Origin of the sequence: Streptococcus sp. 53 (genome assembly GCF_013276565.1) — a bacterium.
Lineage (GTDB): Bacteria > Bacillota > Bacilli > Lactobacillales > Streptococcaceae > Streptococcus.
Map to the genome: position 1 here is coordinate 17,405 of NZ_VMLG01000003.1, position 15,908 is coordinate 33,312.

At 40.3% G+C, this 15,908-nt stretch carries 15 protein-coding genes and 1 tRNA gene; 14 read left to right on the plus strand and 2 right to left on the minus strand.

From position 1 onward, the window contains the following. Positions 1-17 precede the first annotated feature (17 nt). From asnA to HT722_RS00620, 9 genes are all read left to right on the plus strand, one after another. Positions 18-1,010: an aspartate--ammonia ligase gene (gene asnA, locus HT722_RS00580; RefSeq protein ID WP_000748003.1), complete on the plus strand. Its 993-nt coding sequence runs from the start codon at positions 18-20 to the stop codon at positions 1,008-1,010. A gap of 64 nt (positions 1,011-1,074) precedes the next feature. Continuing rightward, positions 1,075-1,614, plus strand: a complete 540-nt coding sequence (rsmD, locus tag HT722_RS00585; protein ID WP_000706954.1) for a 16S rRNA (guanine(966)-N(2))-methyltransferase RsmD — start codon at positions 1,075-1,077, stop codon at positions 1,612-1,614. Next, positions 1,604-2,092: a pantetheine-phosphate adenylyltransferase gene (coaD, locus tag HT722_RS00590; RefSeq protein WP_173226037.1), complete on the plus strand. Its 489-nt coding sequence runs from the start codon at positions 1,604-1,606 to the stop codon at positions 2,090-2,092. The genes rsmD and coaD overlap by 11 nt, the downstream gene beginning before the upstream one ends. Continuing rightward, a complete protein-coding gene (locus tag HT722_RS00595; protein WP_138037722.1) occupies positions 2,076-3,113 on the plus strand; it encodes a SepM family pheromone-processing serine protease in 1,038 nt (345 codons plus the stop codon). Before coaD ends, HT722_RS00595 begins: the two co-directional genes overlap by 17 nt. A 57-nt stretch (positions 3,114-3,170) precedes the next feature. After that, entirely contained in the window at positions 3,171-3,401 is a 231-nt protein-coding gene (locus tag HT722_RS00600; protein ID WP_134990081.1) for a DUF1146 family protein, read from the plus strand. A gap of 23 nt (positions 3,402-3,424) precedes the next feature. Continuing rightward, positions 3,425-4,708, plus strand: a complete 1,284-nt coding sequence (murA, locus tag HT722_RS00605; protein WP_173276995.1) for a UDP-N-acetylglucosamine 1-carboxyvinyltransferase — start codon at positions 3,425-3,427, stop codon at positions 4,706-4,708. After that, positions 4,701-4,889 (plus strand): DNA-directed RNA polymerase subunit beta, encoded by a 189-nt coding sequence (locus HT722_RS00610; RefSeq protein ID WP_025169706.1) that lies wholly within the window; start codon positions 4,701-4,703, stop codon positions 4,887-4,889. Before murA ends, HT722_RS00610 begins: the two co-directional genes overlap by 8 nt. A 38-nt stretch (positions 4,890-4,927) precedes the next feature. Next, positions 4,928-5,752: a DNA/RNA non-specific endonuclease gene (locus HT722_RS00615; protein ID WP_173276996.1), complete on the plus strand. Its 825-nt coding sequence runs from the start codon at positions 4,928-4,930 to the stop codon at positions 5,750-5,752. Between the two features lie 153 nt (positions 5,753-5,905). After that, entirely contained in the window at positions 5,906-7,237 is a 1,332-nt protein-coding gene (locus HT722_RS00620; protein WP_173276997.1) for a hemolysin family protein, read from the plus strand. A 200-nt stretch (positions 7,238-7,437) separates the two neighbouring features. Here HT722_RS00620 and HT722_RS00625 read toward each other — a convergent pair. After that, positions 7,438-7,508 (minus strand) — tRNA-Cys (locus HT722_RS00625). Between the two features lie 161 nt (positions 7,509-7,669). Between HT722_RS00625 and HT722_RS00630 the strand changes: the two genes are divergently transcribed. The 5 genes from HT722_RS00630 (at position 7,670) to HT722_RS00650 (ending at position 14,160) form a co-directional block, all read left to right on the plus strand. Further along, the gene (locus HT722_RS00630; protein ID WP_173276998.1) at positions 7,670-9,658 is read left to right on the plus strand and encodes a peptide ABC transporter substrate-binding protein; all 1,989 of its coding nucleotides are present in this window, start codon (positions 7,670-7,672) and stop codon (positions 9,656-9,658) included. A 66-nt stretch (positions 9,659-9,724) separates the two neighbouring features. Next, entirely contained in the window at positions 9,725-11,221 is a 1,497-nt protein-coding gene (locus HT722_RS00635; protein ID WP_057488321.1) for an ABC transporter permease, read from the plus strand. Further along, entirely contained in the window at positions 11,221-12,147 is a 927-nt protein-coding gene (gene oppC / locus HT722_RS00640) for an oligopeptide ABC transporter permease OppC (protein ID WP_000103703.1), read from the plus strand. The genes HT722_RS00635 and oppC overlap by 1 nt, the downstream gene beginning before the upstream one ends. An 8-nt stretch (positions 12,148-12,155) precedes the next feature. Then, a complete protein-coding gene (locus tag HT722_RS00645) occupies positions 12,156-13,223 on the plus strand; it encodes an ABC transporter ATP-binding protein (protein ID WP_173229297.1) in 1,068 nt (355 codons plus the stop codon). Between the two features lie 10 nt (positions 13,224-13,233). After that, complete coding sequence (locus tag HT722_RS00650; RefSeq protein ID WP_173276999.1) at positions 13,234-14,160, plus strand: ATP-binding cassette domain-containing protein; 927 nt, start codon at positions 13,234-13,236, stop codon at positions 14,158-14,160. Between the two features lie 359 nt (positions 14,161-14,519). Here the strand turns inward: HT722_RS00650 and HT722_RS00655 are convergent, their stop codons facing one another. Beyond that, positions 14,520-15,659 carry a site-specific integrase gene (locus HT722_RS00655; RefSeq protein ID WP_205380488.1) on the minus strand — a complete coding sequence of 380 codons (1,140 nt, stop codon included), beginning with the start codon at positions 15,657-15,659 and terminating at the stop codon, positions 14,520-14,522. Positions 15,660-15,908 lie beyond the last annotated feature (249 nt).

Genomic DNA, 15,908 nt, shown 5'->3' on the forward strand with positions numbered 1-15,908 from the left:
TTTTTGAGGAGTAGTTTATGAAGAAAAGTTTTATCCACCAACAAGAAGAAATTTCCTTTGTCAAAAACACTTTTACCCAGTATTTGAAAGATAAGTTAGAAGTTGTCGAAGTTCAAGGTCCTATCTTGAGTAGGGTCGGCGACGGGATGCAGGACAACTTATCAGGTGTGGAGAACGCCGTATCGGTCAAGGTTCTTCAAATCCCTGATGCTACTTATGAAGTGGTGCACTCCCTTGCTAAATGGAAACGCCATACCTTGGCTCGTTTTGGTTTCGGTGAAGGTGAAGGTCTTTTCGTCCACATGAAGGCCCTTCGTCCAGACGAAGACTCGTTGGATGCGACCCACTCTGTTTATGTTGACCAGTGGGACTGGGAGAAGGTTATCCCAAATGGTAAGCGTAACATCGCTTATCTAAAAGAAACAGTTGAGAAGATTTACAAGGCTATTCGCCTGACAGAGCTAGCTGTTGAAGCCCGCTATGACATCGAATCTATCTTGCCAAAACAAATCACCTTTATCCACACAGAAGAGTTGGTAGAACGCTACCCAGACTTGACACCAAAAGAGCGTGAAAATGCTATCTGTAAAGAATTTGGAGCAGTCTTCTTGATTGGTATCGGTGGCGAGTTGCCAGATGGTAAACCGCACGATGGACGTGCACCAGACTACGATGACTGGACAAGTGAGTCTGAAAATGGCTACAAGGGTCTAAATGGTGATATTCTTGTTTGGAATGAGTCTTTAGGTGGAGCCTTTGAGTTGTCTTCTATGGGGATTCGTGTAGATGAAGAAACGCTTCGCCGTCAGGTCGCCATCACAGGTGATGAAGACCGTTTAGAATTGGAATGGCACAAGGCTTTGTTGAACGGCCTATTCCCATTGACAATCGGTGGAGGAATTGGACAATCTCGGATGGCCATGTTCCTACTTCGCAAGAAACACATCGGAGAAGTGCAAACAAGTGTTTGGCCTCAAGAAGTCCGCGATACTTACGAAAATATTTTGTAGAGAATCGAACCGCAAGGTTCGGTTTTCTTTCTCTTTTCGCCCATAATTTGGTATAATAAACGGTATGAAAATCGTATCAGGAATCTATGGGGGACGTCCCCTCAAGACACTAGAAGGAAAGACGACAAGACCTACTTCGGATAAGGTTAGGGGAGCCATTTTTAACATGATTGGTCCCTACTTTGAAGGGGGACGAGTCTTGGACCTTTATGCAGGTAGTGGTGGTTTATCTATCGAGGCAGTATCGCGTGGCATGTCCAGCGCTGTTTTGGTGGAACGAGACCGTAAGGCTCAGGCTATCGTAGCTGAAAATATTCAGATGACCAAGGAAGTTGGAAAATTTCAACTCCTCAAGATGGATGCAGAAAGGGCATTGGAACAGGTATCTGGGGAATTCGACCTCATCTTCTTAGACCCTCCTTATGCCAAGGAACAAATCGTAGCAGATATTGAAAAAATGGCTGAGAGAGAGCTTTTTTCTGAAGATGTCATGGTCGTGTGTGAGACGGATAAGGCCGTTGAGCTTCCAGAAGAAATTGCCTGCCTGGGCATCTGGAAGGAAAAAATTTATGGAATCAGTAAGGTGACAGTTTATGTCAGATAAGATTGGCTTATTCACAGGCTCATTTGATCCGATGACAAATGGGCATCTGGATATGATTGAACGGGCTAGCAAACTCTTTGATAAGCTCTATGTCGGTATTTTTTTTAATCCCCACAAACAAGGATTTCTCCCTATCGAAAGTCGTAAACGGGGGTTAGAAAAGGCTTTGGAACATTTGGGGAATGTTGAAGTCGTCTCTTCTCATGATGAATTGGTAGTTGATGTCGCAAAAAGACTGGGGGCTACTTGTCTAGTGCGGGGTTTGAGAAATGCAACGGATTTGCAATATGAAGCCAGTTTTGATTACTACAACCATCAGCTGTCTCCTGATATAGAGACTATTTATTTACATAGCCGGCCTGAACATCTCTATATCAGTTCATCAGGCGTTAGAGAACTTTTGAAGTTTGGTCAGGATATTGCCTGCCATGTTCCCGAGAGTATTTTGGAGGAAATAAGAAATGAAAAAAAAGATTAGATGGCCCTTATATGTCATTGCGGCCTTGATTGTGACCTTCTTGGCATTTGTGGTGCCTTTGCCCTACTATATAGAGGTTCCAGGTGGTTCGGAAGATATTCGCCAAGTCCTCAAAGTAAATGACACAGAAGATAAGGAAGCTGGTGCCTATCAATTCGTTACGGTTGGTGTTCAGCATGCCACTTTAGCCCATATGATTTATGCGTGGTTGACGCCTTTTACAGATATTCGTAGTGCCCAAGAGACTACAGGTGGCTCTTCCGATGTTGAATTTATGCGGATTAATCAATTCTACATGCAAACATCACAAAATATGGCCAAGTATCAAGGTCTAAAAACAGCTGGTAAGGATATCGAACTCAAGTACTTTGGGGTTTATGTCTTGAATGTGACGGATAATTCAACCTTTAAAGGGATTCTCAATATCTCTGATACGGTCACAGCAGTCAATGATCAGACCTTTGATAGTTCCAAAGACTTGATTGATTACGTCAGTTCTCAAAAATTAGGGGACTCCGTCAAGGTGACCTATGAAGAGGATGGGCAAACCAAGTCTGCAGAAGGAAAGATTATCAGCTTGGAAAATGGAAAAAATGGGATTGGAATCGGCTTGATTGATCGTACAGAGGTAATCAGCAATGTCCCAATTAGCTTTTCAACAGCTGGTATTGGCGGCCCAAGTGCTGGTCTCATGTTTAGTCTAGCTATCTATACTCAAATAGCTCACCCAGGTCTTCGTAATGGTCGTATTGTTGCCGGCACAGGTACCATTGACCGCGATGGGAATGTGGGGGATATTGGAGGTATTGACAAGAAAGTTGTAGCTTCGGCTAGGGCAGGTGCCGCTATTTTCTTTGCTCCTGATAACCCTGTTAGCGAAGAAGAACAAAAAGCACACCCGGATGCAAAAAACAACTACCAAACAGCCCTAGAAGCAGCCAAAACAATCAAGACAGATATGAAAATCGTGCCTGTTAAAACCCTACAAGATGCAATTGATTACTTGAAAAACAATCCATAGATTTTGAGGGGAATTTCCAAACTAGCGCGCAAACAGGGAAGATGGTATAATAGTCAAATGGTTCAATTATTATTCACTCTAAGCAGTCACATGCTCTTTATCTATGTGAGTTTTTACCTTTTAAAGGATCTTGTTAGATGGGAAAAGGTTTTAAAAGTGACAGATGAGAATACAAGAAAAGTTCATTTATTGCTAGCTCTTTTCAGCATTGTAATGGGCTATATCTTGAGTTCTTTCTTTATCAGCCTGTATCAGTTGTGGCAAGAAGCGCTTAGAGGATTATTATAAAATCAAGAGTAAAGGAAACGAGTATGGACAAAATTGTGGTTCAAGGTGGCGATAATCGTCTGGTAGGAAGTGTTACGATCGAAGGAGCAAAGAATGCAGTCTTACCCTTGTTGGCAGCGACTATTCTAGCCAGTGAAGGAAAGACAGTCTTACAGAATGTACCCATCTTGTCGGATGTCTTTATTATGAATCAGGTGGTTCGTGGTTTGAATGCCAAGGTAGATTTTGATGAGGAGGCTCATCTTGTCGAGGTGGATGCTACTGGCGACATCACTGAGGAAGCCCCTTATAAGTATGTCAGCAAGATGCGTGCATCTATCGTTGTCTTGGGACCAATTCTTGCCCGTGTAGGTCATGCCAAGGTATCCATGCCAGGTGGTTGTACGATTGGTAGCCGCCCTATTGATCTTCATTTGAAAGGTCTAGAAGCTATGGGGGCTAAGATTAGTCAGACAGCTGGTTACATCGAAGCCAAGGCGGATCGCTTACATGGAGCTCATATCTATATGGATTTCCCAAGTGTTGGTGCTACTCAGAACTTGATGATGGCAGCGACTCTAGCTGATGGTGTGACAGTGATTGAAAATGCTGCGCGTGAGCCTGAGATTGTTGACCTGGCCATTCTCCTCAATGAAATGGGAGCTAAGGTTAAGGGTGCTGGTACAGAGACCATTACCATTACCGGTGTTGAGAAACTTCATGGTACGACTCACAATGTAGTCCAAGACCGTATCGAAGCAGGAACCTTTATGGTAGCTGCTGCTATGACTGGTGGTGATGTCTTGATTAAAGACGCTGTTTGGGAGCACAACCGTCCCTTGATTGCCAAATTGCTTGAAATGGGAGTGGAGGTGACAGAGGAGACTGAAGGCATTCGAGTTCGCTCTCAACTAGAAAATCTAAAAGCTGTTCATGTGAAAACCTTGCCCCACCCAGGATTTCCAACGGATATGCAGGCCCAATTTACAGCCTTGATGACCGTCGCAAAAGGGGAATCAACCATGGTGGAGACAGTTTTTGAAAATCGTTTCCAACACCTAGAAGAAATGAGACGTATGGGATTGCATTCTGAGATTATCCGTGATACAGCTCGTATTGTTGGTGGACAACCTTTGCAGGGTGCAGAAGTTCTTTCAACTGACCTTCGTGCCAGCGCAGCCTTGATTTTGACAGGTTTGGTAGCGCAAGGAGAAACCGTTGTCGGTAAATTAGTCCACTTGGATAGAGGCTACTACCGTTTCCATGAGAAATTGGCGCAGCTAGGTGCTAAGATTCAGCGGATTGAGGCAAGTGATGAAGATGAATAAGAAATCAAGCTATGTAGTCAAGCGTTTACTTTTAGTCATCATAGTACTGATTTTAGGTGTTTTAGCCCTAGGAATCGGTCTAATGGTAGGTTATGGAATCTTGGGCAAGGGTCAAGATCCATGGGCTATCCTGTCTCCAGCAAAATGGCAGGAATTGATTCATAAATTTACAGGAAATTAGGCTGGGAGACCAGCCTTTTTCTAAAGATAAGGAGAAATATGAACAAAAAAATAAGACAGACACTGATTGGTTTACTAGTGTTATTGCTCTTATCTGCGGGGAGCTATTATATTAAGCAGACTGAACTAGGCAATCAGGCTGCTAAGACAAAAATAAGTCAGAAAAGTCAATCACCAGACGCGCCTGGTCAAGAATTGGCAGAAAGCGTCTTAACAGATGCAGTCAAAAGCCAAATAAAAGGGAGTCTGGAGTGGAACGGGGCTGGTGCTTTTATCGTCAATGGTAATAAAACAAACCTAAATGCCAAGGTTTCAAGTAAGCCCTACGCTGATAATAAAACAAAGACAGTGGGCAAGGAAACTGTTCCAACCGTGGCTAATGCCCTCTTGTCTAAGGCTACTCGTCAGTACAAGAATCGTGAAGAAACTGGGAATGGTTCGACTTCATGGACTCCTCCAGGTTGGCATCAGGTTAAGAATCTAAAGGGCTCTTATACCCATGCAGTTGATAGAGGTCATCTGTTAGGCTATGCCTTAATCGGTGGCTTGGATGGTTTTGATGCCTCGACAAGCAATCCTAAAAACATTGCTGTTCAAACAGCCTGGGCAAATCAGGCGCAGGCCGAGGATTCGACAGGGCAAAACTACTATGAAAGTATGGTGCGTAAAGCCCTAGACCAAAACAAGCGTGTCCGTTACCGTGTAACCCTTTATTACGCTACAAACGAGGACTTAGTTCCTTCAGCTTCACAGATTGAAGCCAAGTCTTCAGACGGAGAATTGGAATTCAATGTTCTAGTTCCCAATGTTCAAAAGGGGCTTCAACTGGATTACCGAACTGGAGAAGTGACTGTTACTCAGTAAAATACAAAATAAACTCCTATGTCACTTGTGGATGTAGGGGTTCTTTTTTACTAGTTTAAGCAGGGGTACAATAGACACTGATAAAAAATAATATGTACTGGACTAGATTTTGTGATATAATAAAAGATAAGTTACTATTTTAGGAGAAGAACTATGGAAGACCCAAGTAGTCAGAATTTGTTGCTACAATTTGTTTTATTGTTTATCTTGACGGTGTTAAATGCCTTTTTCTCAGCCACAGAAATGGCCATGGTTTCTCTTAATCGTGCGCGGGTTGAACAAAAGGCAGAAGAAGGAGATAGACGCTATATTCGTCTGCTGAAGGTACTAGAAAATCCTAACCACTTTTTATCAACCATTCAAGTAGGGATTACCCTGATTACGATTTTATCCGGGGCGAGTTTGGCAGAAACTCTAGGACGAGAAATTGCATCTTGGCTTGGAAATGGTGAAACAGCTTATGCCGTTGCAAGTTTTCTATCTTTAGCATTTTTGACTTATATTTCCATCGTTTTTGGGGAATTGTATCCTAAGAGAATCGCTCTTAATCTAAAGGATGCCTTGGCGATTCGTACAGCGCCAGTTATCATTGGGCTTGGGAAACTAGTTAGTCCCTTTGTTTGGCTCTTGTCTGCATCTACCAATCTCTTGAGTCGCTTGACTCCGATGACCTTTGACGATGCTGATGAAAAAATGACCCGTGATGAAATTGAGTACATGTTGACCAATAGTGAAGAAACACTAGATGCTGACGAAATTGAAATGTTACAAGGGATTTTTTCACTGGACGAATTAATGGCCAGAGAAGTCATGGTTCCTCGAACGGATGCCTTTATGGTCGATATTCAGGATGATAGTCAAACCGTCATCCAAAGTATTTTAAAACAAAATTATTCTCGTATCCCTGTCTATGATGGAGACAAGGATAACGTGATTGGGATTATTCACACCAAGAGTCTCCTTAAGGCGGGCTTTGTGGACGGTTTTGACAATATTGTTTGGAAGAGAATTTTACAAGATCCACTTTTTGTTCCTGAAACTATTTTTGTGGATGACTTGTTAAAAGAACTGCGCAATACCCAAAGACAAATGGCAATCTTGCTAGATGAATACGGTGGGATGGCTGGTTTGGTGACACTTGAAGACCTCCTAGAGGAAATCGTTGGGGAAATCGATGACGAAACAGATAAGGCTGAAATCGAAGTTCATCAAATCGGAGAAGATACTTATATTGTTCAAGGTACCATGAATCTCAATGATTTTAATGACTACTTTGATGTCGAACTGGCAAGTGATGACGTTGATACCATCGCTGGTTATTATTTGACAGGAGTTGGGACCATTCCAACGACTGAGAAACTCAGCTATGAATTGGTCAGCCAAAACAAACAGCTTATCCTAACCAATGATAAAGTGAAAAATGGTCGTGTTACCAAGGTAAAAGTCCAAATTACCGAAGTTGAAATAGAAGAAGAAACAGAATAAACTAGAGGCTTTTGTCACCAGGAGTGACAAAGCTTTTTTCAGTTGATTTCAAAAGGGAATAGTATCCTCGAAAAACTCAGCCCCCAAATCCGCCCCAAAAGTGTTTTAAAGTTGTCCTTTTTTATCATGAAATAAAAATAAAAAAGCCCTATTTTACGGGCTTTTTTGTCTTGATAAATTCCGATAAATTCGGTATTGAAAGGCGGTAGACGGATTTGAACCGACGATCAAGCTTTTGCAGAGCCGTGCCTTACCACTTGGCTATACCGCCTTAACGTTTATTATTATACCTTGAAAATGATTTTCAGTCAATAGCTTTTTTAGATTTTTTGTATCAATAAGCCTAAATATTCTGAAAATTCGTTTACTTTTCTTGAAATCTATGATATAATTGATGATAACCTATACTTTATTTATAAGAGGAGTAAATAAATGAAAAAAAGTCAAGTGCTTGCTGTAGCGGGAGCTACCTTATTAGCGTCAGGAGTTCTAGCTGCGTGTTCAAACACTAGTTCAAATAATGCTAAATTAGCAAAAGATTACCAATATGTTTATCAAACAGATCCAGAAACTTTGGATTATATCGTCAGCAATATCGATTCAACATCATTCGTCACAACAAATGCTGTAGATGGTTTGTTGGCTAATGATAAATATGGTAACTTGGTTCCTTCTATTGCTGAATCATGGACAGTTTCAAAAGATGGTTTGACTTATACCTATAAAATCCGTAAGGATGCTAAATGGGTTACAGCAGAGGGAGAAGAATACGCTCCTGTAACTGCTAAAGACTTCGTTACTGGTTTGAAACATGCCGTAGATGGAAAATCAAAAGGACTTTCAATCGTTAGCTCTTCTATTAAGGGATTAGAAGCCTATATCAAGGGTGAAACAAGCGATTTTTCAACCGTTGGAGTAAAAGCGCTTGATGATCAAACACTAGAATATACCTTGAACCAGCCAGAAACTTTCTGGAATGACAAGACCACTAGTGGTGTTTTGATGCCGGTTAATGAAGAATTCTTAACTTCAAAAGGGGAAGGTTTTGGTGCCCCAACCGATGCTAACTCTATTCTTTATAACGGTCCATTTGTCTTAAAATCTGTAACTCCAAAATCATCTATCGAGATGGCTAAAAATGATGCTTACTGGGACAAAGAAAATGTAAAAATTGAGAACGTTAAGTTCACTTTCTGGGATGGTAAGGACCAAGATGTGATTGCTAAAGGTTTTGCTGATGGTCAATATAGCAAGGCTCGTATCTTCCCTACAAGTTCTACATATGAAAAATATGCAGCTGACTTCAAAGATAACATTTACTTTAATGAACCAGGAGCGGGTGTTGCAACTGTCAGCTTGAACTATGGCCGTACAACCTATAACCACACTGCCAAAACAAGTGATGCCCAAAAGACATCTACTCAGAAAGCATTGCTAAACAAGGAATTCCGTCAAGCCTTGAACTTTGCGGTCGATCGCAATTCTTACTCAGCTCAAACAAATGGTACTGATGGAGCTGCAGTAGCCATCCGTAATACGTTTGCACCTTATAATCTTCAAGTTGGTAAGAAAACATTTGGTGAATTGGTACAAGATAGCTTGGCTAAGACAAATTCTTCTACTTGGTCAAACGTGTCTCTAGCAGATTCTCAAAATGGCCTTTACAATGAAGAAAAAGCTAAAGAAGTCTTTGCTAAAGCAAAATCAAGCCTACAAGCTGAAGGTGTTGAATTCCCAATCCACTTGGATGCCTTGGTTATCCAAGAATCAACAGCGGTTGTAAACCGTGTTCAATCATTGAAACAATCAATTGAAAAAGTATTGGGTTCAGATAATGTTGTTGTAGACTTGCAACAAATGACTCAAGCAGAAGCTTTACCAATTTCATTTAGTGCTCCAACAGCTAAAGAGCAAGATTGGGATATCCACACCTTGCTAGGATGGAATCCTGACTATCAAGATCCTTCTACTTTCTTGGATCAGTTTGTCATCAAGGGAGGAAACACTCGCCTTTACCTTGGTATTGACCAAAACACTGATGCATCAGTAGTAAGCAAACTTGCTTTAGCTGACTATGGAAAATTACTTGATGATGCAAACAGCGAAAACCAAGATGTTCAAAAACGTTATGAAAAATACGCGGTAGCACAAGCTTGGTTGACTGACAATGCTTTGACAATTCCAGTAATGGCTTCTCCTAAAGAAACAGCCGTTTCATATGTTTCAAAAGTTCTACCATTTAGCTCATCATATTCTGAATCTGGTCTTAAAGGTGAAAATTCAGGATACTTGAAGTACACTGAAGTTGGTGAAAAAGCAATCACCAAAGAAGAGTATGAAAAAGCTCGTGAAAAATGGTTGAAAGAAAAAGCTGAATCAAATGAGAAAGCTCAAAAAGAATTGGCAAGTCATGTGAAGTAAATAATTTCTAATAGAACTTTCTCTCCATGAGGAGAAGGTTCTTTTGGGATTTTTAAAGGAAATAATATGAAAAAATATATTTTTATGCGTGTTTTGCGGTCATTGGTTTCGATTTTCTTAGTAACGACTTTGACCTACACGATTATCTATACCTTGGTTCCTCGAAAATTGATTTTCAAGCAGGATCCTAACTATAATAAAATCGCGACAACGGCTGATAAACGTGATAACTATGAAAATACTGTGTTTGAGCGTATGGGCTACATTGAGTATTACGATACTAAGGAGTTGCAAGAAAAGGCAAGTAGCATGGATTCTTCTGTAACAGTAGAGGCAAATGCGACCAATAAAGCTATTTATGAAAAGTACATCAATCAATTAGGTCATGGTTGGACTTTGGGAGAATTTACTGAAAGTGGTCAATTTTATGCTACTCGTGAAATTCCAATTTTTGAACGTGTTTTTCACTTCTATGCTAACTTGATTGACATTGACCATACAAATAAAATTCAAGATCCTGAAAATCCAGACTTGAAACGTTACCTTCGTTTCGAAAATGATCCAGCTATCGGATGGTCATTGGTCGGTTCAGGTACTAAACATAAATATCTCTTGTACTTCAACAGTCAGTTCCCATTTGTGCATCAAAATTTTGTGAATATCAATTTAGGTGACTCTTATCCAACCTATGCTAATACACCAGTTCTTCAGGTTATTACTCAAGGTCAAGGACAAACCAAAACTGCTCAAGTTCAGTTCCCAACAGGTAAGAAAACGTCTTCTGTAAATATTTACTCAAGAACCTACAAGTCACCTAGTCAGGCTGACTCTCGTGAAGTAGCTAGCTATGGGAAAGATGATCCTTATACAGCGACTGAAAGTAATTACCAATATCCATCTATGATTGTCAGCTCTGCTATTGCTGGTTTGATTGGTCTGGTGATTTCTTATGCGATTGCAGTGCCACTTGGTTCAGCCATGGCTCGTTTCAAGAACACTTGGATCGATAGCTTCTCAACAGGGGCTTTGACCTTCTTGCTTGCTCTTCCAACCATTGCCTTGGTTTACATCGTTCGTTTGATTGGATCATCTATTGGTCTTCCAGATTCGTTCCCTATCTTGGGTGCTGGAGATTGGCGTTCTTATGTTTTACCAGCAGTTATCCTTGGTTTGTTGGGTGCTCCTGCTACAGCTATTTGGATTCGTCGTTACATGATTGACTTGCAATCTCAAGACTTTGTTCGTTTTGCTCGTGCAAAAGGTTTGTCTGAAAAAGAAATTTCAAACAAACACATCTTTAAAAATGCCATGGTTCCGCTGGTTTCAGGAATTCCTGGTGCCGTTATTGGGGTTATCGGTGGTGCAACCCTTACTGAAACAGTCTTCGCCTTCCCAGGTATGGGTAAAATGTTGATTGACTCTGTAAAAGCATCTAATAACTCTATGGTCGTAGGTCTTGTCTTTATCTTTACATGTATTTCTATCTTCTCCCTTCTTTTAGGAGATATTTGGATGACCATTATTGACCCACGTATTAAATTGACTGAGAAAGGAGGCAAATAATGTCTACAATCGATAAAGAAAAATTTCAGTTTGTAAAACGTGACGATTTTGCCTCTGAAACTATTGATGCGCCAGCATATTCTTACTGGAAGTCAGTGTTTAGACAATTTATGAAGAAGAAATCAACTGTAGTCATGTTGGGAATCTTGGTAGCCATCATTTTGATGAGTTTCATCTACCCAATGTTTTCTAAGTTTGATTTCAATGATGTCAGCAAGGTAAACGACTTTAGTGCTCGTTATATTAAGCCAAATGCTGAGCATTGGTTCGGTACTGACAGTAACGGTAAATCGCTCTTTGACGGTGTTTGGTTCGGAGCTCGTAACTCTATCCTCATTTCTGTGATTGCGACAGTGATTAACTTGGTTATCGGTGTCTTTGTCGGTGGTATTTGGGGAATTTCAAAATCAGTTGACCGCGTGATGATGGAAGTTTATAACGTCATCTCAAACATCCCATCTCTTTTGATTGTCATTGTCTTGACTTACTCAATCGGAGCTGGATTCTGGAATCTGATTTTTGCCATGAGTGTAACAACATGGATTGGGATTGCCTTCATGATTCGTGTGCAAATCTTGCGTTACCGTGATTTGGAATACAACTTGGCGTCACGTACTTTGGGAACGCCAACCTTGAAGATTGTTGCCAAAAACATCATGCCTCAATTGGTATCTGTTATTGTGACAACCATGACCCAAATGCTTCCAAGCTTTATCTCATACGAAGCCTTCTTGTCTTTCTTCGGTCTTGGATTACCGATTACAGTGCCAAGTTTGGGTCGTTTGATTTCAGATTATTCACAAAACGTAACAACCAATGCTTACTTGTTCTGGATTCCATTGACAACCCTTGTCTTGGTATCTTTGTCCCTTTTCGTAGTTGGTCAAAACTTAGCGGATGCTAGTGATCCACGTACACATAGATAGGAGTAGAAATGACAAAAGAAAAAAATGTAATTTTGACTGCTCGCGATATTGTCGTGGAATTTGACGTTCGTGACAAAGTATTGACAGCCATTCGCGGCGTTTCCCTTGAACTAGTTGAAGGAGAAGTATTAGCCTTGGTAGGTGAGTCAGGATCAGGAAAATCTGTTTTGACAAAAACTTTCACAGGTATGCTTGAAGAAAATGGTCGCATTGCCCAAGGAAGTATTGACTACCGTGGTCAAGATTTGACAGCCTTATCTTCTCACAAGGATTGGGAACAAATTCGTGGTGCTAAGATTGCGACTATCTTCCAGGACCCAATGACTAGTTTGGACCCCATTAAAACAATTGGTAGTCAGATTACAGAAGTGATTGTAAAACACCAAGGAAAAACAGCTAAAGAAGCGAAAGAATTGGCCATTGACTACATGAATAAGGTTGGGATTCCAGATGCAGATAGACGTTTTGATGAATACCCATTCCAATATTCTGGAGGAATGCGTCAACGTATCGTTATTGCCATTGCCCTTGCTTGCCGACCTGATGTCTTAATCTGTGATGAGCCAACGACTGCCTTGGATGTAACCATCCAAGCTCAGATTATTGATTTGCTAAAATCTTTACAAAACGAGTATCATTTCACAACAATCTTTATTACCCACGACCTTGGTGTGGTAGCAAGTATTGCGGATAAGGTAGCGGTTATGTATGCAGGAGAAATCGTTGAGTATGGAACTGTTGAGGAAGTCTTCTATGACCCTCGCCATCCATATACATGGAGTCTCTTGTCTAGCTTACCTCAGCTTGCTGATGATAAAGGGGATCTTTACTCAATCCCAGGAACACCTCCGTCACTTTATACTGACTTGAAAGGGGATGCCTTTGCCTTGCGTTCAGACTATGCAATGCAGATTGACTTCGAACAAAAAGCTCCTCAATTCTCAGTATCAGAGACACATTGGGCTAAAACTTGGCTTCTTCATGAGGATGCTCCAAAAGTAGAAAAACCAGCTGTGATTGCAAATCTCCACGATAAAATCCGTGAAAAAATGGGATTTACCCATCTGGAAGACTAGGAGGAAGGAAATGTCTGAAAAATTAGTAGAAATCAAAGATTTAGAAATTTCCTTTGGTGAAGGAAGTAAGAAGTTTGTCGCGGTTAAAAATGCTAACTTCTTTATCAACAAGGGAGAAACTTTCTCGCTTGTAGGTGAGTCCGGTAGTGGGAAAACAACTATTGGTCGTGCTATCATCGGTCTCAATGACACAAGTAATGGTGATATTATTTTTGAGGGTCAAAAGATTAATGGTAAGAAATCGCGTGAACAAGCTGCAGAATTGATTCGTCGTATCCAGATGATTTTCCAAGACCCTGCGGCAAGTTTGAATGAACGTGCGACTGTTGATTATATTATTTCTGAAGGTCTTTATAATTATCATCTGTTCAAAGATGAAGAAGAACGTAAAGAGAAAGTTAAAAATATTATCCGTGAAGTGGGGCTTCTTGCTGAGCACTTGACCCGTTACCCTCATGAATTCTCAGGTGGTCAACGTCAACGTATCGGTATTGCCCGTGCCTTGGTCATGCAACCAGATTTTGTTATTGCGGATGAGCCCATTTCAGCCTTGGACGTTTCTGTTCGTGCCCAAGTCTTGAACTTGCTCAAAAAATTCCAAAAAGAGCTCGGCTTGACCTATCTCTTCATCGCTCATGACTTGTCGGTTGTTCGCTTTATTTCAGATCGTATCGCGGTTATTTACAAGGGTGTTATTGTAGAGGTTGCAGAAACAGAAGAATTGTTTAACAATCCAATTCATCCATATACTCAAGCCTTACTTTCAGCAGTACCAATCCCAGATCCAATCTTGGAACGCAAGAAGGTCTTGAAGGTTTACGACCCAAGTCAACACGACTATGAGACTGATAAACCATCTATGGTAGAAATCCGTCCAGGCCACTATGTTTGGGCTAACCAAGCCGAATTGGCGCGTTACCAACAAGGGTTAAACTAATAATGGTTTTATAATTTCCATGTCAATTTTTATGGAAATTATAAACCTTTTTTTCTTGGACTGATTTGAAAGTCTTTGAAAGCTACCTGAAAGAATTTTCGAAAGAAATAGAATTCTTAGAAAATCATTGAATTATAGTGAGATGAAATAAAATCTGAACAACTTTATTAGGAAAGTCAAATTCATTTTTAGAAAAGTTTTAGAAGTCGCGGCGTATTACTCTAGTTTCAATCTACCGTGGATTGAAATCATTCTACAACCTTAAAAAATAATCGTTGATTTAACAACGTTTCTAGCCCCTCGGATTTTATCCGAAGGGCTATTTTTGTATTTAGGGGGCAAAAAAGGGGCAAAACTTTTTAAAAAATCTTTTTCATAACTTTATCCAGTACATTGATTGCTTCATCTTTCATGTTCTTTGTGACGTGGGTATAGATGGAAGTGGTGACCTCAGAATCAGAATGGCCAACCCTGTCCATGATTGTTTTTAGAGGAATTTTATTTTCAGCTAAAATGCTAATAGTTGTATGTCTGAAGATGTGAGGTGATAGATGTTTAGGAATTGGTTTTTTAAGGCGTTCATTTGCTCGCTGGAGAGACTTGCTTAGGATGGAGCTATGAACGGGCTTTCCCGTATTTGTAACAAAGATGCGGTCGCTTTTATGCCAATTCTTATCGGTTGTTTCGCTTAGACGATTTAATTCAATCATTTTATCAAGTATTTCAATCTCTCTTTTTGTGAGGTGTGTCGTCCTGAAGCTGGCAAAAGTCTTAGTTCCATCATCGTCTGGAATGTATCGATTAAATGTAGTATGAATATCTAATGTCTTACTATCTTTGTGATATTTGTCTAGTGTAAGACCAGCTAACTCACCGACACGACAACCGTTCAGGATCATAAACTCACATGCCAAGGCGTATCGTAATGTAATATCTTTTCGATAGAGTTCTTTTAAAATAGCCTTGTATTCTTTTGGTTCTAGATATTTATCTTTTGCGTTTTTCATCTGCTCTAAGCTTTGTTTCTTTCTAGGCAATTTCGCTTTCCTAGCAGGATTATTTTCGATAAAACCTTGGTCGATAGCATAGTCAAAGAAGACGTTTAGAATTGATTTGACACGGTATTTTTGGGTATATGTCCATTCTTCAGTATCAATCAATCTTTGAACCAGCCGTACATCCATATTTTCCAATTTAGTACCTAGTTCAACTTTATCGGATATTCGGTTGTAGGTAGCTAACATAGTCTTATACGTACTCAATTTAATTTGCTTCTGGTGAAATTCCCACCATTCTTCGAAGACTGTGTGAAAGAGAGCAGAAGCAGTAGTCAATTTTTGCAGTAAGGATTCTATCTTCTCATCCAGTTGTTTCTGAGCTTCTTTCTTAGCCCTGCTTGATCCAGAGTCAAGGGTTACAGACACCCTTTTCCATTTCTCGGTATAAGGGTCTTTGTATCGCTCAAAAAATTTGTATTTTCCGTTAGAAAGTTCTTCCATCCACATTGATTTTCACCTCATTTCTTGATAGAATAGAGTATAAGAAAACTACCTTTTTAATGGTCGTTTCCTTATACAGTACATCCTCACGCTCAGACTCGCCAAAGTTTGAGAGCGTGGGGATTTTTTTGGTTTTGAAAAGGGAAGCAACGGTTAAGTTACTTCCCCTGGCACGCTAAGGTGCAAAGTCTAAAATTATGAGGGCTTGCCTCTAAGTAACTTAATTATATCATAAATAGTACACAGCTT

Excerpts from the sequence above, each read along its gene's own strand:
- asnA (WP_000748003.1), top strand. The coding sequence starts at position 18 with ATGAAGAAAAGTTTTATCCACCAACAAGAAGAAATTTCCTTTGTCAAA.
- rsmD (WP_000706954.1), top strand. The coding sequence starts at position 1,075 with ATGAAAATCGTATCAGGAATCTATGGGGGACGTCCCCTCAAGACACTA.
- coaD (WP_173226037.1), top strand. The coding sequence starts at position 1,604 with ATGTCAGATAAGATTGGCTTATTCACAGGCTCATTTGATCCGATGACA.
- HT722_RS00595 (WP_138037722.1), top strand. The coding sequence starts at position 2,076 with ATGAAAAAAAAGATTAGATGGCCCTTATATGTCATTGCGGCCTTGATT.
- HT722_RS00600 (WP_134990081.1), top strand. The coding sequence starts at position 3,171 with ATGGTTCAATTATTATTCACTCTAAGCAGTCACATGCTCTTTATCTAT.
- murA (WP_173276995.1), top strand. The coding sequence starts at position 3,425 with ATGGACAAAATTGTGGTTCAAGGTGGCGATAATCGTCTGGTAGGAAGT.
- HT722_RS00610 (WP_025169706.1), top strand. The coding sequence starts at position 4,701 with ATGAATAAGAAATCAAGCTATGTAGTCAAGCGTTTACTTTTAGTCATC.
- HT722_RS00615 (WP_173276996.1), top strand. The coding sequence starts at position 4,928 with ATGAACAAAAAAATAAGACAGACACTGATTGGTTTACTAGTGTTATTG.
- HT722_RS00620 (WP_173276997.1), top strand. The coding sequence starts at position 5,906 with ATGGAAGACCCAAGTAGTCAGAATTTGTTGCTACAATTTGTTTTATTG.
- HT722_RS00630 (WP_173276998.1), top strand. The coding sequence starts at position 7,670 with ATGAAAAAAAGTCAAGTGCTTGCTGTAGCGGGAGCTACCTTATTAGCG.
- HT722_RS00635 (WP_057488321.1), top strand. The coding sequence starts at position 9,725 with ATGAAAAAATATATTTTTATGCGTGTTTTGCGGTCATTGGTTTCGATT.
- oppC (WP_000103703.1), top strand. The coding sequence starts at position 11,221 with ATGTCTACAATCGATAAAGAAAAATTTCAGTTTGTAAAACGTGACGAT.
- HT722_RS00645 (WP_173229297.1), top strand. The coding sequence starts at position 12,156 with ATGACAAAAGAAAAAAATGTAATTTTGACTGCTCGCGATATTGTCGTG.
- HT722_RS00650 (WP_173276999.1), top strand. The coding sequence starts at position 13,234 with ATGTCTGAAAAATTAGTAGAAATCAAAGATTTAGAAATTTCCTTTGGT.
- HT722_RS00655 (WP_205380488.1), bottom strand. The coding sequence starts at position 15,659 with ATGGAAGAACTTTCTAACGGAAAATACAAATTTTTTGAGCGATACAAA.